21 protein-coding genes are annotated in these 23,028 nt (G+C 69.1%); 5 read left to right on the top strand and 16 right to left on the bottom strand.

Going from position 1 to position 23,028, the window contains the following annotated elements; translation table 11 throughout:
* Window positions 1-76: 76 nt before the first annotated feature.
* From M9799_RS15550 to M9799_RS15540, 3 genes are read right to left on the bottom strand one after another with little or no spacing between them, the layout of a single operon-like run.
* Window positions 77-727 (bottom strand): hypothetical protein, encoded by a 651-nt coding sequence (locus tag M9799_RS15550; RefSeq protein ID WP_231042229.1) that lies wholly within the window; start codon window positions 725-727, stop codon window positions 77-79.
* Window positions 728-767: 40 nt separating this feature from the next.
* Window positions 768-1,154, bottom strand: a complete 387-nt coding sequence (locus M9799_RS15545) for a type III secretion system chaperone (protein ID WP_231042228.1) — start codon at window positions 1,152-1,154, stop codon at window positions 768-770.
* 20 nt (window positions 1,155-1,174) lie between these two features.
* Window positions 1,175-1,606 carry a type III secretion system chaperone gene (locus M9799_RS15540; RefSeq protein ID WP_231042227.1) on the bottom strand — a complete coding sequence of 144 codons (432 nt, stop codon included), beginning with the start codon at window positions 1,604-1,606 and terminating at the stop codon, window positions 1,175-1,177.
* Between the two features lie 151 nt (window positions 1,607-1,757).
* Between M9799_RS15540 and M9799_RS15535 the strand changes: the two genes are divergently transcribed.
* The gene (locus M9799_RS15535) at window positions 1,758-2,813 is read left to right on the top strand and encodes a DUF72 domain-containing protein (protein WP_231042226.1); all 1,056 of its coding nucleotides are present in this window, start codon (window positions 1,758-1,760) and stop codon (window positions 2,811-2,813) included.
* Here the strand turns inward: M9799_RS15535 and M9799_RS15530 are convergent.
* From M9799_RS15530 to M9799_RS15495, 8 genes are all read right to left on the bottom strand, one after another.
* Entirely contained in the window at window positions 2,803-4,275 is a 1,473-nt protein-coding gene (locus tag M9799_RS15530; protein WP_377008451.1) for an efflux transporter outer membrane subunit, read from the bottom strand. The genes M9799_RS15535 and M9799_RS15530 overlap by 11 nt on opposite strands.
* Window positions 4,272-7,451: an efflux RND transporter permease subunit gene (locus tag M9799_RS15525; protein WP_231042225.1), complete on the bottom strand. Its 3,180-nt coding sequence runs from the start codon at window positions 7,449-7,451 to the stop codon at window positions 4,272-4,274. Before M9799_RS15525 ends, M9799_RS15530 begins: the two co-directional genes overlap by 4 nt.
* 13 nt (window positions 7,452-7,464) lie before the next feature.
* Window positions 7,465-8,706, bottom strand: coding sequence for an efflux RND transporter periplasmic adaptor subunit (locus M9799_RS15520; RefSeq protein ID WP_231042694.1), 1,242 nt, complete (start codon window positions 8,704-8,706; stop codon window positions 7,465-7,467).
* A 483-nt stretch (window positions 8,707-9,189) separates the two neighbouring features.
* Entirely contained in the window at window positions 9,190-10,098 is a 909-nt protein-coding gene (locus M9799_RS15515; RefSeq protein WP_231042224.1) for an SDR family oxidoreductase, read from the bottom strand.
* A gap of 19 nt (window positions 10,099-10,117) precedes the next feature.
* A complete protein-coding gene (locus tag M9799_RS15510) occupies window positions 10,118-11,134 on the bottom strand; it encodes an NADP-dependent oxidoreductase (RefSeq protein WP_231042223.1) in 1,017 nt (338 codons plus the stop codon).
* An 82-nt stretch (window positions 11,135-11,216) separates the two neighbouring features.
* Complete coding sequence (locus tag M9799_RS15505) at window positions 11,217-11,609, bottom strand: PaaI family thioesterase (RefSeq protein WP_231042222.1); 393 nt, start codon at window positions 11,607-11,609, stop codon at window positions 11,217-11,219.
* Window positions 11,610-11,706: 97 nt separating this feature from the next.
* Window positions 11,707-12,495 (bottom strand): SDR family oxidoreductase, encoded by a 789-nt coding sequence (locus M9799_RS15500; RefSeq protein WP_231042221.1) that lies wholly within the window; start codon window positions 12,493-12,495, stop codon window positions 11,707-11,709.
* Window positions 12,496-12,620: 125 nt separating this feature from the next.
* Complete coding sequence (locus tag M9799_RS15495) at window positions 12,621-13,970, bottom strand: MFS transporter (RefSeq protein ID WP_231042693.1); 1,350 nt, start codon at window positions 13,968-13,970, stop codon at window positions 12,621-12,623.
* Between the two features lie 388 nt (window positions 13,971-14,358).
* Between M9799_RS15495 and M9799_RS15490 the strand changes: the two genes are divergently transcribed.
* From M9799_RS15490 to M9799_RS15475, 4 genes are all read left to right on the top strand, one after another.
* A complete protein-coding gene (locus M9799_RS15490) occupies window positions 14,359-14,664 on the top strand; it encodes a hypothetical protein (RefSeq protein ID WP_231042220.1) in 306 nt (101 codons plus the stop codon).
* Between the two features lie 167 nt (window positions 14,665-14,831).
* On the top strand, window positions 14,832-15,713 hold the full coding sequence (locus M9799_RS15485) for a putative selenate ABC transporter substrate-binding protein (protein ID WP_231042219.1): 882 nt from the start codon (window positions 14,832-14,834) through the stop codon (window positions 15,711-15,713).
* A 12-nt stretch (window positions 15,714-15,725) separates the two neighbouring features.
* A complete protein-coding gene (locus M9799_RS15480; protein ID WP_231042218.1) occupies window positions 15,726-16,541 on the top strand; it encodes a phosphonate ABC transporter ATP-binding protein in 816 nt (271 codons plus the stop codon).
* On the top strand, window positions 16,532-18,088 hold the full coding sequence (locus M9799_RS15475) for a PhnE/PtxC family ABC transporter permease (RefSeq protein ID WP_231042217.1): 1,557 nt from the start codon (window positions 16,532-16,534) through the stop codon (window positions 18,086-18,088). The genes M9799_RS15480 and M9799_RS15475 overlap by 10 nt, the downstream gene beginning before the upstream one ends.
* 33 nt (window positions 18,089-18,121) lie before the next feature.
* Here the strand turns inward: M9799_RS15475 and M9799_RS15470 are convergent, their stop codons facing one another.
* From M9799_RS15470 to M9799_RS15450, 5 genes are all read right to left on the bottom strand, one after another.
* The gene (locus tag M9799_RS15470; RefSeq protein WP_231042216.1) at window positions 18,122-18,421 is read right to left on the bottom strand and encodes an ankyrin repeat domain-containing protein; all 300 of its coding nucleotides are present in this window, start codon (window positions 18,419-18,421) and stop codon (window positions 18,122-18,124) included.
* Between the two features lie 200 nt (window positions 18,422-18,621).
* Window positions 18,622-19,032 (bottom strand): YgiW/YdeI family stress tolerance OB fold protein, encoded by a 411-nt coding sequence (locus M9799_RS15465; protein ID WP_231042215.1) that lies wholly within the window; start codon window positions 19,030-19,032, stop codon window positions 18,622-18,624.
* 88 nt (window positions 19,033-19,120) lie between these two features.
* A complete protein-coding gene (locus M9799_RS15460; protein WP_231042214.1) occupies window positions 19,121-20,491 on the bottom strand; it encodes an ATP-binding protein in 1,371 nt (456 codons plus the stop codon).
* The gene (locus M9799_RS15455) at window positions 20,488-21,156 is read right to left on the bottom strand and encodes a response regulator transcription factor (RefSeq protein WP_231042213.1); all 669 of its coding nucleotides are present in this window, start codon (window positions 21,154-21,156) and stop codon (window positions 20,488-20,490) included. The genes M9799_RS15460 and M9799_RS15455 overlap by 4 nt, the downstream gene beginning before the upstream one ends.
* Before the next feature lie 38 nt (window positions 21,157-21,194).
* Window positions 21,195-23,006, bottom strand: a complete 1,812-nt coding sequence (locus M9799_RS15450; RefSeq protein ID WP_231042212.1) for an acyl-CoA dehydrogenase — start codon at window positions 23,004-23,006, stop codon at window positions 21,195-21,197.
* Between the last annotated feature and the right edge of the window lie 22 nt (window positions 23,007-23,028).

Here is a 23,028-nt window from a genome sequence, read left to right as displayed (position 1 = left end):
GCCTTTGATGCAATAGCCGTACCGGTGACCGAAATTGTGTCGAAGCGCAACCGACACGCGTCGCCGCTGCGGCCTGTTATCGCGTCGGGGATGCTGACGGCGCGGCGCGCTCCAGCAGACCTTCGATATGCGATTTCATGGCCATGCCCACGTTGACTGCGCCAGAGACCACCCAAGGCAGCGCTATTTTGGCGAGTTCATCGGCGATTTGCGGCTCCACGCCTGGACCGAGCTGCAATGCCACGCTGGTCATCTTCCGCAGCCCGAATTCCACGCCCTTCTCCATCAGCTTCGGCCATGATCTGCGCATTTCGTCGCCGGCCCGATCAGCGACCTTGCCGAAAGCCGACTTCAAAACCGCAGCCAGCGATTTTTCCTGGCGCGCGACTTCGGCTGCCACCACCGCTGGCGTGGCCTGTGGTCGCGTCCCCGGAGTTTTCTTGGCGTCCGTCTCGGCCGGACGATGGCCCGAGCGCTCGGCGGCCAGCAAGGCGGCACCAAGTGCTGACGTCATGGCTTCGCGGCAGGCTGCCGCCTCCCGCGCCAAGGCCTGCTTTTGCGTGCCGTCTCCCACTGCGACGAAGAAGCCGTGCGCTATGGCTCGGTCTGTGGCGGATATATCGCCCGGGCCGGCAGCTGCTGCGGATCTGGCCGGCGTGTCGCCTGCCTCGACGCGAACGCCGCTCCACGCACTGCTGGGCCCCTGGCGCTGAATGGGAAGGTTCATCGAATTCCTGTAACCAACAAGTCAATCGGACCGGCGCGGCTCAGGTTTGCGGCAGCACTGCCGCCCACAGCACCGACATGGCGGCCAGATCGCGGCAGGTGCGGGCCGCGAGCTGCGCCGAGGAATCGAGCGGAATCCGCCTGGCCAGCACCAGGGCATCGCGGCTTGCCAGCAGGCCCAGGGTCGCGCCCCGCGTGGGCGCCCCCAACGTATTGGCTTGCAGCAGCAAATGCAGCAATTCCTGCGGCGGCTCGAGCGGCAGTTGCGCCACTTCGCAGACGCACTGCAGGCAGGCGCCTGCCTGCGACAGGGCGACGGCCACGCCGTCGATGACGATTTCCTCGCTGGCCAGCAGTTGGCCGGCATCGAGCCCCGCCTGCGCCGCGAGGCCCTGCAGCAGCAATGCATAGGATTCAAGCGCAGGCATGGGAGAAACTTCTGCGGTGTTCATGCCAGTACGCCAGGGTCCCACGGCGCGCGCGGCTTGGCGCTGTCCGGCATCTGCAGGACGACCGCCCAGCGCCGCGCGTCCTCCGCCATGTCCTGCAGCAGCAGCGCCAGGCTGTCGGCATTCAATGCCCTCAGGTACTGCGATACGCTCAGCATGACGACCTGGCTGCCGCGCAGGCCCAGCGCTCCGCCCTGGATTCCCGACCAGAAGGCATTGGCCTGCAGCAGCGTCCGGCAAACCCGCGCCGTGGGCGCGTGCGGCAGAAACAGCACATCGGTGCGTGCCATGAGGCAGTCATCCTGCACGTCCTCGTCATCCGCGGCATAGTGAAGATGGATAAGCTGCGTACCCACCATGACCTGCGTCACCTCCGCCCCGCTTCCGCAGCCATAGGCATGAAGCAACGAGTGATAGCGGTCAAGGCTCATGGCAGGGTTCCATGGTTTGGTGGAAAGGCAGGAGACGCTGGTTAGTAACATCACGCAACAAAAGTTCCATCCTCCGTTGCTGCCGCCACCTGTCCGAAGGCGCATCGGCGGCGTGAAGTTCCTACAATCCGGACAAACACCGCTGGAGCCTATGCAAGATTCGCTGTTCGACGATCTGCCCCCCGCCCCGACGCCGCCGGCCAGGGCCGCGGCCGGCCCGGCCCACGCCGGCGCCACCGTGCCGGGCGCTGCGCCGGTGCCCGGGCAGCTGGTGGAAATGGCCGCCGCCCTGCCGCCCCTGCTGCGCATGGGCGGCTCGACCTGGTCCTATCCGGGGTGGGAGGGCCTGGTGTGGGACGGCCCCTATGACCCGAGCGTGCTGGCCAAGAACGGGCTCACGGCCTATGCGCAGCATCCGCTGCTGCGCACGGTCTGCATCGACCGCAGCTTCTGGCGCCCGCTCACCGTGAGCCAATACGCAGGCTATGCAGGCCAGTCGCCCGCGGACTTCAGCTTCGTCGTCAAATGCCCCTCCGTCGTCACCGACGCACTGGTGCGCGCCGAAGACGGCCGTGGGCGCGAGACCAACCCCGCCTTTCTCGACGCCGAGCTGGCCGTCGCCTCGTTTGTCGAGCCCGCGCTCGAAGGCCTGGGCGGCAAGCTGGGCGTGCTGGTGTTCCAGCTCAGCCCATTGACCTGGGACTGGCTGACACGGCCCACGGACCTGTTTGCGCGGCTGCAGGCACTGCTTGAGCGCGTGCGCCTGCAGCTGGCGCAGCATCCGCAAGTCATCGTTGCCGTCGAGGTGCGCGATCCGGAGCTGCTGGTGCCGGCATTCGCCCAGGTGCTGCGCGCCGCGGGCGCCACGTTCTGCCTGGGGCTGCACGGCAAGATGCCGCCCATCGAGGAACAGCTGCCGCTGCTGCGCTCGCTGTGGCCTGGCCCGCTGGTGTGCCGCTGGAACCTGAACCGGCGCTTCGGCCCCTATGGCTATGAGGATGCGCAAAAGGCGCATGCGCCCTTCAACCAGATCGTCTCGCCCGACCCGCACACGCGCGCGCTGCTGGCGCGCACCATTGCCGGCGTCACGGGAGCCGGACAGCGCGCCTATGTCACCGTGAGCAACGATGCCGAGGGCTGCGCGCCGCGCTCGATCGCGTTGCTGGCCGAGGCGGTGCTCGAAGGCGGCGCCGGCGTCAGGGGCTGACCGGCGCCGCGGGCGCGGCGACGGCCGCCGCTCCGCCCAGCACCTTCACCAGCGTCACGCGGTTGATCTGTTCCTGCAGCTGCAGGCTGATCTGCGTCTGCTGCGCCGCATACAGGCTGCGCTGCGCATCGAGCACCGACAGGTAGTTGTCCACGCCTGACCGGAAGCGCGCATCCGACAGCTCGAAGGTGCGGCGCGTGGAAGCCACCAGCGAAGCCTGGGCATCGAGCCGTTCGGCCCACTGCGCGCGGTCGGCCAGCGCGTCGGCGGTTTCCCGGAAGGCCGTCTGCACCGCCTTCTCGTACTGCGCCAGCGCCACCTGCTGGCTGGCTTCGGCCACCGCCACGTTGGCGCGGTTGCGCCCGCCATCGAAGATCGGCAGGCGCACCAGCGGCACGAAGCTCCAGGTGCCGTTGCCGCTGCCGAACAGGCCCGACAGCTCGTTGCTGCCCGTGCCCACCGAAGCCGTCAGGCTGATGGTGGGAAACAGCGCCGCGCGCGCCGCGCCGATATTGGCGTTGGCGGCGCGCAGCTGCATTTCGGCGGCGCGCACATCGGGGCGCTCTAGCAGCACGCTCGAAGGCAACGGCACGGGCAGCGGCAGCAGCGCCGCCGCCGGGGTTGTGGAGGTGAGCTGCAGCGGCGCGGGCAAGGCGGAAGCCGGCAGCGGCCCGCCCACCAGCAGCTGCAGCAGATTGCGGTCGCGCTCCACCTGGCTGTTGAAGCTGGCGACATCGGCGCGCGCGGCATCGACCGTCGTGCGGTTCTGCTCCAGCACCAGCCCCGAGGTCGAGCCCAGCTCATGCATGCGCTCGGTCAGCGCAAACGACTGGCGGCGCGCGCCCAGCGTCTGCTCGGCAAGCGAAAGCCGCGCCTGGTCGGCGGCCAGCGTCAGCCAGGCATTGGCAACGTCGGCCATCAGCGTCAGCTGCACGTTGCGCTGGTTCTCGCCCGTCTGCAGGAAGGCCTGCAGCGCGGCTTCGTTGAGATTGCGCACCCGGCCCCAGAAATCGATTTCGTAGCTGGTCATCGCCAGCTGCGCGGTGTACTGCGTGTTCGTGGCGGAACGCCCGGTATTCGTCAGATCGGCCGCGGTGCGGTTGCGATTGGCCTGCGCATTGGCGCTGACGCTGGGCAGCAGATCCGCCTGGGCAACGCCGTACTGCGCACGTGCGCGCTCGATATTGGCCACGGCCACGCGCAGATCGCGGTTGTTCGACAGCGCCAGCGCCAGCGCCTCGCGCAGCCCGGGCGACTGCACCCAGGCCAGTGCCTGCGCCGCATCGAGCGCCGCGGGCGTGGCCTGGGCGGGCGCGCCGCCCAGGCCCACCTCGGCAGGCACCATGCCGGCGGGCGTCGCATGGGGCGGCGCGAAATTCGCGCAGCCCGTCAGCGCAGCAGCCACTGCGGCGGCGCAAGCCAGGCCATGCAGCCGGCGCAGGTTCTTGTTTGCCATCGTCATGCCGCGCCCTTCACATTGCTTTCTTCGCCGCTGGCGGCAGTTTCCGTCCCACGCCCGCGCGACTTGAACCAGCTGCGCACCAGCAGGAAGAACACCGGCACGAAGAAGATGCCCAGTACCGTGGAGAACACCGTGCCGCCCAGCACCGCCGTGCCGATCGCCTGGCGGCCGCCCGCGCCGGCGCCCGAGCCGATGGCCAGCGGCAGCACGCCGAAGCCAAAGGCCAGCGAGGTCATCAGGATGGGCCGCAGCCGCAGGCGCACCGCCTCGACGGTGGCGTCGCGCAGGTTGCGCCCCTGCTCCTGCAGCTGGGTGGCGAATTCCACGATCAGGATCGCGTTCTTCGACGCCAGCCCCACCGTGGTCAGCAGCCCCACCTGGAAGTACACGTCGTTGCTCATGCCGCGCAGGCCGGTGAAGGCCAGCGCCCCCACCACGCCCAGCGGCACGGCCAGGATCACCGCCAGCGGCACCGTCCAGCTTTCATAGAGCGCGGCCAGGCACAGGAACACGAACAGCACCGAGATGGCATACAGCAGCGGCGCCTGCGCGCCCGACAGCCGCTCCTGGTAGGAGGCGCCGGTCCATTCGTAGCCGATGCCCACCGGCATCTGCTGCATGATGCGCTCGATCGCATCCATGGCGTCGCCGGAGCTCACGCCGGGGGCGGCGTCGCCGACGAATTCATAGCTGGGGCTGCCGTTGTAGCGCTGCAGCTGCGGCGAGCCATAGGTCCAGCTGGTCGAGGAGAAGGCCGAGAACGGCACCATCTCGCCCTTGTCGTTGCGTACCGTCCACTGGCCTATGTCCTGCGGCAGCATGCGGTAGGGCGCGTCGCCCTGCACATACACGCGCTTGACGCGGCCGTTGTTGAGGAAGTCGTTGACATAGACCCCGCCCATCGCCGCCGACAGTACGCTGTTGATGTTCGCCGTGCTCACGCCCAGCGCCGCCGCCTTGCGGTCGTCGATGGTCACGCCCAGCTGCGAGGTATCGTCGAGGTTGTTGGTGCGCACGTTCTGCACCAGGGATTCGCCCTGCGCCAGCGCCAGCACCTGGTCGCGGGCGGCGACCAGCGCATCGTGGCCCAGGCCGTTGAGGTCCTTGAGCTGGAAGTTGAAACCGGCGTTCGAGCCCAGGCCGCGCACCGCGGGCGGCAGCATGACGAAGATGCGCGCGTCGCGCAACCGGCTCAGGTCCTTGGTGGCCTTGCGCGCGATGGCGTCGGCGCTCTGCCCCTCGCCCTTGCGCTCGGCCCAGTTGCGCAGCAGCACGAAGCCGCGCGCCGAGGCCTGGTCGCCGCTGAGACCCGTGATCGAGTTGAAGCTCACCACGTCAGGCTGCTCGGCGAAGTACTTCTGCACCTCGCTCATCACCGCCTGCAGCCGCGCGTCGGTGCCACCCGAGGGCAGCGTGATCTGCACCTGCATGTAGCCCTGGTCCTCGGTCGGCAGGAAGGAGGTGGGCAGCTTGGTGAACAGGAAGGCGGTGCCCGCGCAGATCAGCAGGAACACCAGCGCCATGCGTTTGCTGCGCGAGAGCAACCGGCCTACTGTGCTCTGTGCCTTGTCGGAGCTGTAGTCGAAGCCGCGGTTGAAGGCCACGAAGAAGCGATCCATGCCGCCGCGCAACCCGCTGCGCGGCGGGCCGGCGTGGCCGTGGCCATGGCCCTTTTCCACCGGCTTGAGCAGCGTCGCGCAGAGCGCCGGCGTGAGCGTCAGCGCCACGAACACCGACAGCACCATGGCCGAGACGATGGTGATCGAGAACTGGCGGTAGATCACGCCCGTCGAGCCACCGAAGAAAGCCATGGGGATGAACACCGCCGACAGCGTCAGCGTGATGCCGATCAGCGCCGGCGTGATCTCGGCCATCGACTTGCGCGTGGCCTCCTTGGGCGACAGGCCCTCCTCGCTCATCACGCGTTCGACGTTCTCCACCACCACGATCGCATCGTCGACCAGCAGGCCGATCGCCAGCACCAGGCCGAACATGGTCAGCGTGTTGATCGAGAACCCGGCCACCGACAGCACGCCGAAGGTGCCCAGCAGCACCACCGGCACGGCAATTGCCGGAATCAGCGTGGCGCGCAGGTTCTGCAGGAACAGGAACATGACAACCACGACCAGCAGCATCGCCTCGAACAGCGCCTTGACCACCTCCTCGATGGAGGCGCGCACGAAGGGCGTCGAGTCCGAGCTGATGGTGACCTTCAGGTCATTGGGGAAGAAGGGCTGCATCTCCGCCAGCTTGGCGTTGACGGCGTCGGACACGGCCGTGGCGTTGGCGCCGTCGGCCAGCACGATGCCCATGCCTGCGCCGGGGCGGCCATTGAGGCGCGAGGTGATGCTCAGGTTGTCCGCGCCCAGCTCGACCCGGGCCACGTCCTTGAGCAGCACCGCCGCGCCATCGGGCGAAGACTTGAGCAGGATGGCCTCGAACTCGTCCACCGTCTTGAGCTTGGTGCGCGCGGTGATGGTGGCGTTGAGCTGCTGGTCGGCCACCGCCGGCAGCGCGCCCAGCTGGCCGGCCGAGACCTGCGCGTTCTGGTTGTTCAGCGCCGTGATCACGTCCGAGGGCATCAGCGCGTACTTCTGCAGCTTGGCGGGATCGAGCCAGATGCGCATCGCATAGCCGGTGCCGAACACCTGGATGTCGCCCACGCCGTCGACGCGGCCGATCACATCGACCACATTGCTGGTCAGGTAGTCGCCGATGTCCACCTGGCTGACATTCGGATCGGGCGAGGTGAAGCTGTAGGTGGTCAGGAAGTCGTTGCCGCCCTTGTTGACGAACACGCCGCGGCTCTTGACGGCCTCGGGCAGGCGGTTCATGGCCGACTGCAGCTTGTTCTGCACCTGCACCTGCGCCACGTCGATGTCGGTGCCGGGGGCAAAGGTCAGCGTGGTGCGCGAACGTCCCGACTGGTCGCTGGACGAGCCCATGTAGAGCAGGTTGTCGATGCCCTTGAGCTGCTGCTCGATGAGCTGGGTGACCGAGTTCTCGACGGTCTCGGCCGAGGCGCCGGTATAGGTGGCGTTGATGGTCACGCGCGGCGGCGCGATGTCGGGGTACTGCTCGAGCGGCAGCGTGAAGATCGACATCGCGCCCGCGAGCATGATGACGATGGAGATGACCCAGGCGAAGATGGGCCGGTTGATGAAGAACTGTGCCATGGCTGCGGATCTCTCAGCGCTGGGCTGCGGGGGCGTTGGCCGGCGCGGCGGCGCCCGGCGCAGCGGCGCCCGGCGCGCCTGCCGATGGCGCGCCATTGGCCTGCGCGGTCGCGGCCTCGGCCACGCGGGCCTTGGCGCGCAGGTCCACCTCCTGCGGATCGACCCTGTCGCCGGCCTTGACGCGCTGGAAGCCGTCGACCACCACCTTGTCGCCGGCCGCCAGGCCCGAAGTCACCATCCAGCGGCTGCCCACGGCACGGTCGATCTCGATGGGGCGGCGCTGGGCCTTGCTTTCGGCGTCGATCACCAGCACGCTGGCCTTGCCGGCAATGTCGCGCGTCACCGCCTGCTGCGGCACGAGCAGCGCCTCGGGCGCGATGCCCGTGGGCAGTGCCGCCTGCACATACATGCCCGGCATCAGCACGCCTTCGGGGTTGGGCACCACCGCGCGCAGCGTCACCACGCCGGTGCTGGGGTTCACGATCACGCCGGCGAACTGCAGCTTGCCGGGATGGGGGTAGGCGCGGCCGTCTTCGAGCCGCAGCTGCACCGTCATGGCATCGCGCTCGAGCTTCTGGAAGCGCCCCTCCTGGATGTCGCGCTTGAGCTGCAGCAGCTCGGTGCTCGACTGGGTGAAATCCACATACATCGGGTCGAGCTGCACGATGGTCGTGAGCGCTTCGGCCTGGTTGGCGGTGACCAGTGCGCCGGGAGTGACGGTGGACAGGCTGGTCTGGCCGCTGATCGGCGCCTGGATGCTGCTGTAGCGCAGGTTGATGCGCGCGTTCTCCAGCGCCGCCTGCGCCGCCGCCACGTCGGCGGCCGACTGCGCCACCGCGGCCTGGCTTTCCTCGTTGGCCTGGCGGCTGATGGCATCGATCTTCACCAGCTCGGCGTTGCGCGCCGCCGTGGCCTGCAGCGTGCGCTGGCTGGCGCGCACCTTGGCCAGCGCGGCCTCGGCGCTGGCCAAGGTGGCGCGCAGCGAGGCGGAATCGATCTGGTAGAGCGGCTGCCCGGCCTTCACGGTCGCGCCCTCTGTGAACAGGCGCTTTTGCACGATGCCCGACACCTGGGGCCGGACCTCGGCGGTCATGAACGCGCGCGTGCGGCCCGGCAGGCTGGCATCGAGCTGCTGGCTCTGCGTGGCCAGCGTCACCACGCCGACCTTGGTCGGGGCCTTGGGCGCGGGCGCTGGCGCCTCCTTGGGCGAGCAGCCGGCCGTCACCGCCGCCACCGCCGCGGCGCATGCCGCCATGCGCCATGCCGGGATGCGTGCACTGGGAGTCCGGGAAAGCCACTGGGACAGCAGGCGCGCACGCAGCGAAAGAGACAGGGCAGACGTCATGGGGTGCAAATGAAATTGGAAGGCAGGCACCATTGTGCAAGCCTAATATTTACTTTTTGTAAAGCCGGCAAACCCGGGGCGTGGGGTGCGCGGCTGCCTTTCGAAAATGCCGATTCGCATTTCATTCGGGCAGGAGGATCATGCCACCAGGTAGCGACTCGTTACATTCGCGCAAGGCCAATTCAACTTGTATGCGACGGTTATTTACAGCTTGCGCTGGCATGCATCGTTGTGGGTGGCCAGCGCAGCCATTTCGGCCAACGCCACCCCCTCTCTGTCATGCCCCTTCGTGCACCTTCCATTTTGCCCAGGCGGCCTGTGGCGCTGCGCCCGCTTTGCAATCACCAAGAAAAAGGGCCGTCGAAACGGCCCGGAAATCAGCATTGCGGCCCTTCAGCCCGGATCGCGCAGCGCGGCGCGCAGGCTGGCGCCCAGCTCCGGCTTGTGCGCGAAGGGATCGGAGGGATTGCGCGCCTGCATCACGTCCTCCATGCGGCTTTGCACCGCTCCCAGCGCCTGGGGATGGCTGAAGACATAGAACTGGTTGGCCGCCACCGCATCGAACACCTTCTGCGCGACCTCGGCGGCGCTGACCTTGCCCGAGGACACCGCCTTGTCCGTCATGGCCTGGCCGATCTTCTGGCTGGCCGTCAGCGGCGCGCCGCCCTGGCCCGCGGGCCGGTTGCGCTCGCTCTGGTGGATGCCCGTGGGCACGAAATACGGGCACAGCAGGCTCGCATGCACCTGGTCGGTGACCAGCGACAGATCCTGGTAGAGCGTCTCGGTCAGGCTCACCACCGCATGCTTGCTGACGTTGTAGATACCCATGTTGGGCGGCGTGACCAGCCCGGCCATGCTGGCGGTGTTGACCATATGGCCGCGGTACGCAGGGTCGGCCTTGGCGGCCTCCAGCATCATCGGCATGAACAGCCGCAGGCCGTGGATCACGCCCCAGACGTTCACGCCCAGCACCCACTCCCAGTCGGCGACGGAGTTCTCCCAGACCAGCCCGCCCGCGCCCACGCCGGCGTTGTTGAACACCAGGTGCGGCGCGCCGAAGCTCTCCTGCACGCTGCGCGCGAGCACCTCCATCTGCATGCGGTTGGAGACATCGACGCGCTGCACCAGCACCTCGGCGCCCGCGGCGCGCATCTCCTCGGCAGCCGCGTCGAGCGCCTCGCGCTGCACGTCCACCAGCACCAGATTCATGCCCAGCCGCGCACCGATGCGCGCGCATTCCAGGCCGAAGCCCGAACCGGCGCCGGTCAGCACGGCTGTCTTGCCTTGGAAATCTTCGATCATGGCGGCCTCCCGGGCGCGTTCAGACGAGCTTCACCAGTTGCTTGCCAAAGTTCTTGCCTTTGAGCAACCCCAGGAACGCCGCGGGCGCGGCGGCCAGACCCTGGGCGACGGTCTCGCGCGGGCGCAGCTTGCCCGAGCCCACCAGCGTGCCCAGTTCCTTGAGCGCCTCGGGCCAGACTTCCATGTGCTCGCTGACGATGAAGCCCTCGATCTTCAGGCGGTTGATCAGGATCAGCGCCGGGTTCTGCAGCGGCAGCGGCTGGCCGTCGTAGCCGGCAATCATTCCGCAGACCGCGATGCGCGCAAAGGCATTGGTGCGCAGCAGCACGGCGTCGAGGATATAGCCGCCGACATTCTCGTAATAGCCGTCGATGCCGTCGGGGCAGGCCTGCTTCAGTGCCTGGGACATGGACTTGACATCGCCATGCACGCGGTAGTCGATGCATTCGTCGAAGCCCAGTTCCTCGGTGGCATAGCGGCATTTCTCGGGCCCGCCCGCAATGCCCACCACGCGCAGCCCGCGCGCCTTGGCCAGCGCCCCGAAGGCGCTGCCCACGGCGCCGGTGGCGGCGCTGACAACGACGGTCTCGCCGGCCTTGGGCGCAATGATCTTCACCAGCCCGTACCAGGCCGTGACGCCGGGCATGCCGACGGCGCCCAGGTAGTGCGACAGCGGCACATGGGTGGTGTCCACCTTGCGCAGCATGCCGGGCGCGTTGCCGTCCACCACGCTGTATTCCTGCCAGCCGCCCATGCCCACGACCTGATCGCCCGCGGCAAACTTCGGGTGGCGGCTCTCGACCACTTCGCCGACGGTGCCGCCGATCATCACCTCGCCCAGCGGCTGGCTGGCCGCATAGCTCTTGCTGTCGTTCATGCGCCCGCGCATGTAGGGATCCAGGCTGAGGTAATGGTGGCGCACCAGCACCTCGCCGTCCCGCAGCGCCGGCACCTCCGCCTGGACCAGCCGGAAATTGCCTTCGCTGGCTTCGCCCTGCGGGCGGCTGTCGAGAATAATCTGCTGATTCACGGTCATGAACGGTCTCCCTTGGATATGTGAAATGCCATGCAAGCCTACGTCGCGCGGGCGCCCTCGCCCCTCGGGCGCCGGCCTGTCGTCAAGCCGGATCGCGCTGCTTGAGTTTGAAGGTGCCAGAAGCCTTGCAGCACAGGCGGCCCTCGGCGTCGTACACCGAACCCTCGGCGTAGGCCATGCCGCCATGGGTCTTGTGCAGCAACTGCCCCTTGGCCACCAGCGCGCCGCGCGCCGGGTGCATGAACGAGGTCTTCATCTCGATGGTCACGCCGCCGGTATTGGGCAGCACGCTGCTGGCAGCCTGCGCCATGGTCACGTCGAGCAGCGCCATCAGCGCGCCGCCATGGGTCACGCCGAAGGAATTCAGGTGCTCGGCACGCGGCGTGTAATGCAGCTCCGACTCGCCGCCGGCACGCCTGTGCAGCGTGAAGCCCAGCTCGGATACAAAGGGAATGTCTGCTTCGAAACTCAACACCGGATCGGCCTTTCTTCATTCGGGGGCAGCGCCCGCCCGCAGGGGCCGGGCGCTGGACGCGCCGCGGCAGCGCTATTGTCGGGGCAGTCGGGGCGGCTCAGCCCGTCACCACGCTGACGCCGCCATCCACCGCCAGCCACTGCCCCGTGATGTGCTTTCCGGCCGCCGAGGCATAGAGCAGCGTGATGCCCTTGAGATCCTCGTCGTCGCCCAGGCGGCGCAGCGGCGCGTGCGCCGCCATCTTTTCCTCGCCCAGCGTCTCGATCAGCACCGTGGCCATCTTGGTCTTGAAGAAGCCCGGGCAGATCGCGTTGACGTTGATGCCGTGCACGCCCCATTCGGCCGCCAGCGCGCGCGTGAAATTGATCACAGCGCCCTTGGAGGTGTTGTAGGCGATGGTCTTCATCTCTATCGGGTTGCCATTGAGGCCGGCGATCGAGGCGATATTGATGATGCGCCCTGCGCGCCGCGGGATCATGCTGCGCCGCGCGATCTCGCGGCTGAGCAGGAAGTAGCCGCGCACATTCAGGTTCATCACCTTGTCCCAGGCTTCGGTCGGGTGCTCCTCGGCGGGCGCGCCCCAGCTGGCGCCGGCGTTGTTGACCAGTATGTCGACAACGCCCACCCGCGCCAGCGTCTCGTCGGCCAGGCGCGCGATGTCCTCCTCGCGCCCGCAATCGGCCGCGATCCACTGCGCGTCGATGCCGCCGGCGCGCAGCGCGGCCGCGGCCTGCTCGAGGTCGGTGGCCTTGCGCGAGCTCAGCACGATCCGCGCGCCGGCCTCGCCCAGCGCCTGCGCCATCTGCAGGCCCAGGCCGCGCGAGCCGCCGGTCACGAGGGCTGTCTTGCCGCCCAGATCAAACAGTTCCTGCACCTTGCGCGTCATGTCGCTGTCTCCTCTTGCTGATGTCATGGGTGGCCGTACAGGGCCACTGCAGCATTGTGCGATGGCGCCCGGCGCGCGCGTGTCGCCAGCGCGTCGCGTAGCGCGTCGCCGGGCGCATCTTGGCACTAGTGCCGTGGCTGGCGCACGCGCAGGCTGCTGCAGGTGCCGGCCACCAGCGCGAAGATGCCTGCCGCCACCAGGGCCACCATCTCGGCCCTGCCGCCATGGCCCGGCCAGATGGCAAACAGCGTGGCGAGAATGATGGCCCCCAGGGTCTGGCCCGTCAGGCGCGCCGTGCCCAGCATCGCGCTGCCCGCGCCGCTGCGCGCCAGCGGCGTGGAGGTGACGATGGTGTGGTTGTTGGGCGACTGGAACAGCGCGAAGCCCGCGCCGCACAGTGCCAGGCGCCAGACCACATCGATATCCGCGGGGTGGGCCGGCAGCAGCGCCAGCAGCCACAGCCCGCTGGCAAACACCGCCATGCCCACGCCGCCGAGCAGGCCGTCGGGGTAGCGTCCGATCAGCCGCCCGGCCAGCGGCGCGACGGTGACGATGGCCGCGGGCCAGGCCGTCAGCAGCAGCCCGGCTTCGAGCGCCGTGTGGCCATAGGTTTCCAGCAGCAGGAAGGGCATGGCCAGGAAGGCCAGCGTCTGCGCGCAGAACGCATTGACCGAAGATGCCATGGACAGCGCGAACACCGGAATGCGCAGCAGGTCGACGGGAAACAGCGGCCGCGCCTGGCGGCTCTGGCGCCGCAGGTGCCAGATGCCGACGGCCAGGCCGGCGCCGAGCATCAGCGAGCCCGCGAGCGGCGAACCGCCCTCTTCCTTGCGCGCCACGCCCAGCGCATCGGCGCCCAGGAACACCAGCGTGAACATCGCCATGTTCAGCAGCAGATCGAGCGCCGAGAAGGTCCTGGCGGTGCGTTCGCCCGACACGACCGGGTTGTGCGGCAGCGCCTTGCTGCCCAGCCACAGCGTGAGCAGGCCCAGCGGCACATTCAGCGCCAGCAGCCAGTGCCATGAAGCAACCGACAGGATGCCCGCAGCCACCGCGGGCCCGGCCACGGATGCGCCCGCCACCACCATGGAGTTGTAGGCCAGGCCCTTGCCCAGCAGCGCGCGCGGGAAAGTGAGCCGCACCAGTACCGCATTGACGCTCATCACGCCGGCCGCCCCCAGGCCCTGCAGCCCGCGCGCCGCGATCAGCGCGCCCAGCGTGGGCGCGAAGATCGCGCCCAGCGAGGCCATCGCGAACAGCGCCATGCCAAACAGGTACACGCGCCGGTAGCCGATGCGCTCGCCCACGGCGGCCAGCGGCAGCAGCAGCACCAGCGAGGCGATCTGATAGGCATTGACCACCCAGATCGTCTGCGACGCGGCGGCCTCGAAGCCGCGCGCAATGGTCGGCAGCGCCAGGTTGAGCAGGCTGCTGTCGAGCACCACCACCGCCAGACCGAGCACGATCACGAGCATCGAGCGGCCGCGCTGGCCCGCGGGCAATCCGTCGACGGCGGCGACGGTGGTTTCTTCGCGCAGCGTGGGCTGCGGCTTCTGGGCGATTTCCTGCATGGCTTTCCTGGCTCGGGCTGCACCCGCATATGCCGTCGTCATGATGAAACCGGAGCGGGAGCCGGCGATTATGGAGCGACGGTGCCATCGCGCCATGCTCTGCCTGCAAAAGGATACGGGGCGGCGCGTGCCTTGGAGCGCTGCGGTCATCTCGATCGCGCAACCGAGCCATCGCGGTGCACGCAGGCCCCCGGCACAATGCCTCGCAAGAGAAAAAGACCTGTAAAAAACAACAGTCGATGGCTACAATCCACTGTACATTCCTCCAGTCAACTCTTTCATCCGACCGATCATGGACACTGTGGAAACCTTCTATACCGTCTCTCTGTGCGATTACCCCGGCCTGCCCGAACAGGAGCGCCAGCGTGCCGAGGCGCGCTATGCGCGCGTGATGGAACGCCAGCTCGGCGGTGCCGAACAGGTGGCGCTGGCGCTGGAATGCGTGCTGGGCCTGGAGGAAACACCGCCTGAGGAAATCACCGAGGAGGCCAAGGCGGTGTTCGCGCGCTGGACCAAGGCCAGCAGCGCCGCGGCCCAGGCCGGCATGCAGGGGCTGGGCGACGGAGAAAGCAGCTTCTTCGAGGTGCGCTTCAGCTGAGATGGCGCAAGCGCAGTAGGATACAACGCAGACGGCAGCACGGGGCAGCGGCCGTCACTACAATGCACCGCGAGCGCCAGGACGCGGCAGGCATCGAAGCCGCGTCTGGTATAGATCCGGCTGCCCTGCCATCCGCGCGGGGCGGCTGCAACCGAACCGGAACCCCCATGCGTCACACCACCACCCGCCGCCTTGCGCTGAGCTCAGCGCTATCTTGCGTCATTGCCGCCTCGTCCCTGGGTGCTCTGCCCGCCCTGGCCGCCGACAATGTGCTGCGGGTGTCGGCCATTCCCGACGAGGCCCCCACCGAGCTGCAGCGCAAGTTCGCGCCGCTGGGCAAGTATCTGGAAGCGCAGACCGGCATGAAGGTGGTCTTCACCCCTGTCACCGACTACGCCACCGTCGTCGAATCGCTGGCCACGCGCAAGCTCGACCTGGCGTGGCTCGGCGGCTTCACCTTCGTGCAGGCCAAGATCCGCACCAACGGCACCGCCATTCCGATCGTGCAGCGCGAGGAAGATGCGCGCTTCACCTCCAAGTTCATCACCGCCAATCCGCAGGTCAAGGCACTCGCCGACCTCAAGGGCAAGAGCTTTGCCTTTGGCGCGCCCTCCTCGACCTCCGGCAGCCTGATGCCGCGCTTTTTCCTGCAGCAGGCGGGCCTGAACCCCGAAAAGGACTTCCGCAACGTCGCCTTCTCCGGCGCGCATGACGCCACGGTGGCCTTCGTTGCCGCGGGCCGCGCCGAGGCCGGCGTGCTCAACGCCTCGGTCTGGGACAAGCTGGTCGAGGAAAAGAAGGTCGACACCGGCAAGGTGCGCGTCTTTGCCACCACGCCGCCCTATTTCGACTACAACTGGACGGTGCGCGGCGACCTGGACCCGGCGCTGGTCAGCAAGCTCACCCAGGCCTTCCTGCAGCTCGATCCGGCCAATCCGCAGCACAAGGAGATCCTGGCCCTGCAGCGCGCCTCGAAGTTCATCCCGACCGAGGCGAAGAACTACGTCGGCATCGAAGACGCCGCCAAGTCGGCCGGCCTGCTGAAATAAGACACGCGCCGCATGAGCTTTGCGTTGGACGGCGTGGGCCTGACCCACGGGCAGGGCAGCACGGCGCTGGCCGATATCCGGCTGGCGGCGGCGCAGGGCGAGAGCATTGCGCTGATCGGCCCCTCGGGCGCGGGCAAGACCTCGCTGCTGTCGGTGCTGGGCACGGCGTGGGCGGCGCAGCCGCAGCGGCTGCGCGGCTCGGTCCAGGTGCTGGGCAATGACCTGCAGGCGCTGAACGCCCATGCGCTGCGCGGGCTGCGCGCGCGCATCGGCACCGTACACCAGGCACCGCCCCTGCCCGCGCGCCAGCGCGTCGTCACCAGCGTGCTGGCGGGCCGGCTGGGCCAATGGCCGGCGTGGAAGGCGCTGGCTTCGCTCGCCTATCCCATGGATATCCCCGGCGCGCGCGCCGCGCTGGCGCGTGTCGAACTCGAGGGCAAGCTGTTCGCGCGCTGCGACCAGCTCTCGGGCGGGCAGCTGCAGCGCGCCGGCATCGCGCGCGTGCTGTACCAGCAGCCCGCGCTGGTGCTGGCCGATGAACCGGTGTCGGCGCTGGACCCGGCGCTGGCGCTGGCGACCATACGGCTGCTGGTCGACGATGCGCGCGCGCGCGACGCAACGCTCGTGGCGAGCCTGCATGCGGTCGATCTCGCGCTGGGCTGCTTCGCGCGCATCGTCGGCATCCAGGCCGGGCGCATCGCCTTCGACCTGCCCGCGGACCAGGTGAGCGAAACGCAGCTGCAGGCGCTGTATGCCGGCGAAGGCCAGCAGCTGCCTGCACTGCTGCCGCTTGCAGCCACGCCGTTGCCCATGAACGCATGCCGCTAGATCCCGCAACGCGCGACCCCGCCAGCCGCGGACGCCTGGCGCAGGCGCTGCTGGCGCTGTGCATTCTCTGGCCGCTGTTCGAGGCGGCGCAGGTGCGCCCGGGCGCGCTGTTCGAGGCCGGCAACCTGCAGGTCATCGGCAGTTTCCTCGGCGCCTTCCTGCCGCCGGCCACGGGCGGCGAGTTCCTGGGCTATCTGGGCCAGGCCACGCTGCAGACGCTGGCGATTGCCACGGCCGGCATGGTGCTGGCCTGCGCGCTGGGCGTGCCGCTGGCCTATCTGGCCAGCGCCGCGGGGCGCGAGCGGCGCCCGCTGAACCCGCTGGTGCGCGGCTTGCTCACGGTGCTGCGCGGCATTCCGGAGCTGGTGTGGGCGCTGGTGTTCGTGCGCGTGTTCGGGCTGGGGCCGGCCGCGGGCGTGCTGGCGCTGGGGCTGACCTATGGCGGCATGCTGGCCAAGGTCTACGCCGAAATCCTCGAATCCGCCGACCCCGCCCCCGCGCGCGCGCTGCTGCACAGCGGCGCGCGCCGGCCGCTGGCCATTCTCTACGGGCTGGTGCCGCAGGCGGCGAAGGAGCTGGTGTCATATACCGTCTACCGCTGGGAATGCGCGGTCCGCGCCTCGGTGGTGATGGGCTTCGTCGGCGCGGGCGGGCTGGGCCAGCTGATGGACCAGTCGATGAAGATGCTCAATGGCGGCGAAGCCTCCAGCATCCTGATCACCTTCCTGGCGCTGGTATTCGCCGCCGATGCCCTGTCGCATCTGCTGCGCCGCGCGCTCGATGCCGCGCCCGGCGCGCAGCGTTCACCCTGGGGCTGGCGCAGCGCCGGCGGACTGCTGGCGCTGCTGCTGGCGGTCTGGGCCAGCTTCAGGCTGCTGGACATGGACTTCGCGGCGCTGTTCTCGCGCGAATCGGCCGGCGCCATGGGCCAGTTCATCGCCAGCTTCTTCCCCATGGATCTGAGCGCCGATTGGCTGCGCCGCGTGGCCCTGGGCACCTGGGAGACGCTGGCGATCTCGGTGGTCGGCACGCTGCTGGCGGCCGTGCTGGGCCTGCTGCTGGCGCTGGCGCCGATGCGGCCCGCGAGCCACTTCCTGCTGAATCTGCTGCGCTCGGTGCCGGAGCTGGTATGGGCCACCATCACCGCGCTGGCGGTGGGCCTGGGGCCCTTTGCCGGGGCCCTGGCGCTGGCGCTGCACACCGGCGGGGTGCTGGGGCGGCTGTATGCGCAGGCGCTCGAGAACGCGCCGCGCGCACCGGCCACGGCGCTGCGCCTGAGCGGCGCGGGGCGGGGCCTGGCCTTTGTGTTCGGCACGCTGCCCGGCGCCGCACCGCAGCTCGCGGCCTACACGCTCTATCGCTGGGAAATGAACATCCGCATGGCGGCGATCCTGGGCTTCGTGGGCGCGGGCGGCCTGGGGCAGCTGCTGTATTTCGAGCTTTCGCTGTTCCACTACGCGCAGGCGGCCACGGTGATCTGCGCCATGCTGCTGCTGTCGATGGCCGTGGACCATGCCAGCGCCCGGCTGCGCCGGCGCATGGGGTGAGCTTGCCGGCAGGGCCGCGGCAATGGCCCTGCCTCAGCACGGCGCCCCGAGGCCCACGCCTGCGTCCGCCAGGGCCCGCACGATGGACGGCTGCCCTGCCTGCGCGGCAATCATGAGCGCCGACCAGTTTCTGGCGTCCCTGGCATCGAGATCGGCGCCCGCCGCCAGCAGGGCATGCACCACGGCCGCATGCCCGCTCTGCGCGGCAAGCATCAGCGCCGTCATGCCCCCGCGGTCGCGGGCTTCGAGGTCCAAGCCGGTTTTCAGCAGCGCCTCGACCCTTGCCAGGTCGCCGCGCGTGGCGGCGCGCAGCAGCGCATGCGGAGCATGCATGCCTGGCGCGGGCGCCGCTTCAGGGCCATGCGCCGCAGCATGCGCCTGCCGGCCTGCGGCATCGAGGCATCGGGAGAGAAGTGTTTTCCACATCCACAGGTCGTTTTCAGGGTGCGCTGCCCGGCGGTCCGAAGGAGCGGGGAACGCGGGCCGATGGCGCCGCATGCCGCGTATCCCGCGAACCGCCTGCTGCCAGCCGCTCAGCGCAGCACCGTGATGCGGTCGACCTCGAACTCGGTCTTGCGCAGGCCCTTGTCGAATTCGCCCAGCAGTTCGACGCGCTGGTCGGCGCCGATGGTCTGGCCCGCGGGGAAGTCCTCGTCGTCGATCTCGATGCTGATGCGGCCGCTGGCGTCTTCGAAGGTATAGCGGTCGCCGCCATCGTGCGAGACGATGCGGCCCTGCAGCCGCGCATGCTGGTCGTCCTTGCCGGTATCGAGCAGCTGCTTGACGGTCAGCAGCGGCACATTGCTCGGGCCGCTGTAGCTGCCCTGGGCTGCGGGCTTGGCCGCATTGCTCGGGCCGGTGTAGCCCGCGGGCTGGGCGGTGGCCGCGGCCGTGCCCAGGGCCAGCAGTGCGGACAGGGTCAGGGTGGAAGCAATGGTACGCATAGTGTCACTCCTTTGGTGGATCGAAGGGCCGCGTGCTGCGGTATGTATGTATTGGATAGCGCGAAGCTGAAGGCAATCTGATGCCACCTCAAGACTGCGGGAAATCCAGCACCACGCCCAGGCCGCGCCGCTCCAGCCCCTCCTCGAAGTGCAGCGCCGCGCCATGCAGCGCCGCGATGCGCGCCACGATCGACAGGCCCAGCCCATTGCCCGGCTGCCCCGTGCCCAGCACGCGGAAGAAGCGCTCGCCCAGCCGCTGGCGTTCGGCCGGCGCCACGCCCGGGCCATCATCGCGCACCGCCAGCCGCACGCCGCCGCCGGCAAGCCGCGCGGATTCGATGCGCACCCGCCCGCCTTCGCCGCCATAGCGCACCGCGTTGTCCACCAGATTGCGCAGCGCGCTGGCCAGCAGCGCGGGCGTGGCCTGCAGCGCCGGCACCGCCAATGCGCGTTCGAGGCGCATGCCCTTGGCGCGTGCCGGTGCCGGGTCCAGCGTATCGATCAGCGCCGCCAGGTCCACCGCCTCGCGCGGCAGCGGCTCGGCCTGGGGCTCCAGGCGCGCCAGCGCCAGCAGGCTTTCTATCAACCCGGTGCAGCGGTCCAGGTCGGCGCGCAGCTGCTGCAGGTGGTGGCCCGGCAGCTTCAGTTCGCGCTCGATGAGCTGCACGCGCATGCGCAGCGCGGCGAGCGGCGTGCGCAGCTCGTGCGCCGCGTCGCTGGTGAAGCGCCGTTCGCTGTCGAGCGCCGTGCCCAGCTGCGCCAACAGCGCGTTGAGCGCGTCGAGTATGGTCTGCAGCTCGCGCGGCGGGTCGGGCACGGCCACCGGCGCCAGATCGCCGGGCGTGCGCGCGCCAATGCGCAGCGCCGCGTCTTCCAGCGGCCGCAGCAGCCGGCGGATCAGCACCCAGCTCACCAGGCCCAGCAGCACCAGCAGTGCCAGCGCGGGCCAAGCCAGGCTTTCGGCCATGTCGGCCAACAGCTCCAGCCGCTCCTCGACCGGCTGCGCCACCTGCGCCACGCTGCCATCTGCGGCGCGGCGCAGATGCACGCGCCAGAGCTCGCCATCGGCCCAGACATTGGCCCATTCCTTGGCTTTCACGCTTTCGCCCACGAAGGGCGTGTCCGGCGTGTCCTCGCCGCGCAGCATGACGCGGCCGTCGGGCGCGACGATCTGGTAGTACATGCGCAGCTTCATGGCCTTGCCGTGGCTGTCGTGCAGCTCCTGCCGCCCGGCCGCGGCATCGGCCTCGGAGCCCAGCTGCAGCACCAGGCGCGAGCCCTCCTCCAGCGCCTCGTCGAAGACTTCGCTGGTGGCGAACCAGGCGACGCCGATGACGATCGCCAGGCTGACCAGCGACAGCGTGAGGCTGCTGCCCATCACCATCAGCAGCAGGCGCCGGCGCAGCGACCAGCCCGCGGTCTCGTTGCGGCGCCAGGGCTGCCACGAAGCGAATTTCATGGCGCCGCCAGCCCGTAGCCCTGGTTGCGCACCGTCACGATGAAGCCGCTGCCCAGCTTCTTGCGCAGGTTGTAGACATGCGCCTCGATGGCATTGCTCTCGACCTCCTCGCCCCAGCCGTAGAGCGCCTCCTCCAGCTGCGCACGGCTGAGGATATGCGTGGGGTGGCGCATCAGCGCCTGCAGCAGCGCGAATTCGCGTGCGGTGAGCGTGAGCGGCGCGCCATCGAGCGTCACGCGCTTGGCGGCCGGGTCCAGCGCCACCGCGCCATGGCGCAGCTCGGGTGTCTGCTGAGGGGTGCCGCGGCGCAATGCCGCGCGCACGCGCGCCGACAGTTCCTCGAGATCGAAGGGCTTGACCAGATAGTCATCGGCGCCCAGGTCCAGCCCCTGCACGCGCTCGGCCAGCGTGTCGCGCGCGGTGATCATGATCACCGGCAGCTGGGCGCCGGGCGCGCCGGCCGCACGCAGCGCGCGCAGCACGGCGTCGCCATCGAGCCCCGGCAGGCCGCGGTCGAGCAGCACGCACTGGTAGCTGTGCGTGGCCAGCGCCGCCGCGGCCTGGTCGCCGCGCTGCAGCCAGTCCACGGCATAGCCATCGAGCTGCAGCCAGGACTGCAGCGAGCTGCCAAGGGAGGGGTCGTCTTCGATCAGGAGTATGCGCATGCCCCGACCCTAACGCACAAAGATGAAGCGAATCTGATTCAGAAGCCGGCTTCGTCCATTTCCGCGCAGGTCATGTCGCGTTCGCGCACCACCCGCAGCCAGGCGCCGATGCGCGGCAACTCGTAATGGAAGAAATAGCGCGCCGCCGCGCGTCGGCCCACGTTGGCGGGCGACTGCGCATCGGCGCGCAGCGTGGCCTGCGCCACGTCCAGCCACATCCACGCCAGCACGACATGGCCCAGCGCCTGCATATAGGGCACGGCATTGGCCAGCGCCTCGGCCGGCCGGCCCGTGGCCCACGCGGCTTCGGTCGCTTGCAGCGCCTGCCGCAGCGCGCCAGCCAGCTGCGCGGCGGCATCCGCCAGCTCCGTGCCGGCCGCTGCCTCGATGCACGCCTCGATGCGCCCGGCCAGCAGCTGCAGGCCGCGCCCGCCCTCCATGCGCACCTTGCGCCCCAGCAGGTCCAGCGCCTGGATGCCATGCGTGCCTTCGTGGATCATGTTGAGCCGGTTGTCGCGCCAGTACTGCTCCACGGGAAATTCGCGCGTGTAGCCGTAGCCACCGTGGATCTGGATGGCCAGGGAATTGGCCTCCAGGCAGAATTCGCTGGGCCAGCTCTTGGCAATGGGCGTAAGCACCTCCAGCAGCAGCCGCGCCTCATCAGCGGCTTGCGGCCCCCCGGTGTGCTGCTCGTCCACCAGCCGCGCGCAGTACAGGTTCAGCGCCAGCGCGCCCTCGCCATAGGCCTTCTGCGCCAGCAGCATGCGCTTGACATCGGCATGCTCGATGATGCGCACCTGGGGCTGGGTCGCATCCTTGCCGCCGGCTTCCATCGGCCGGCCCTGCGGGCGGCTGCGCGCGTAATCGAGGCTGGCGTAATAGCCGGCCAGCCCCAGCATGGTGGCGGCCATGCCGATGGCGATGCGCGCCTCGTTCATCATGTGGAACATGTACTGCAGCCCGCGGCCTGGCTCGCCCACGCGGTAGCCAATGGCACCGGCCGCGCCGCGCACGGGGTACCTGCCCTCGCCGAAATTCAGCAGCGTATTGGTGGTGCCGCGCCAGCCCAGCTTGTGGTTCAGCCCGGCCAGCGCCACATCGTTGCGCTCGCCCGTCAGCGCGCCGTGGACGTCCACCAGATGCTTGGGCACGATGAACAGCGAGATGCCCTTGACGCCCGCAGGCAGCCTGCCGTCATCGCCGGGAATCTTCGCCAGCACCAGATGCACGATGTTCTCGGTGATCTCATGGTCGCCCGCGGAGATCCACATCTTGTTGCCCGTCAGCCGGTAGCGCGGGCCCAGCGGATCGTCCCCATCCGGCGTTGCGCGCGTCGTGATATCCGACAGCGAGGACCCCGCCTGCGGCTCGGACAGGCACATGGTGCCGGCCCAGCGGCCATTGAATTCATTGTGCGCAAAGACCTCTTTCTGCAGCGCGCTGCCATGCGCCATCAGGGCGCTGGCGCTGCCCGTCGTGAGCAGGTGCGCGCTGATGCTGATGGAGGCCGCGGCAAAGAAGCTGTTGGCCGCCGCTTCCAGCACATAGGGCAGCTGCATGCCGCCGATGGCATAGTCCTGCGCAGCGCCCAGCATGCCCGACTCGGCATAGGCCAGCCGCGCCGCACGGGTACATTCGGGCAGGACCACCTTCTCGCCATCGAGGCGCGGCTCCTGGGTATCGACGGTGCGGTTGAAGGGCGCGTATTTCTCGCGAGCGATGCGCTCGCAGGTGTCGAGCACCGCGTCGAAGGTCTCGCGCGAATGGTCGGCAAAGCGCCCGCGTGCCGTCAGCGACTGCACCTGCAGCCAGTCATACAACAGGAAATCCAGCGTCGCGCGCAAAGCCATGGCCACTCCTCGATGCCGAAAA

The sequence above is a fragment of the Comamonas endophytica genome (assembly GCF_023634805.2).
Classification (GTDB): Bacteria; Pseudomonadota; Gammaproteobacteria; order Burkholderiales; family Burkholderiaceae_C; genus Comamonas; species Comamonas endophytica.
The sequence above is the reverse complement of the archived record's forward strand: the minus strand, read 5'-3'. Positions and strand labels throughout refer to the sequence as shown.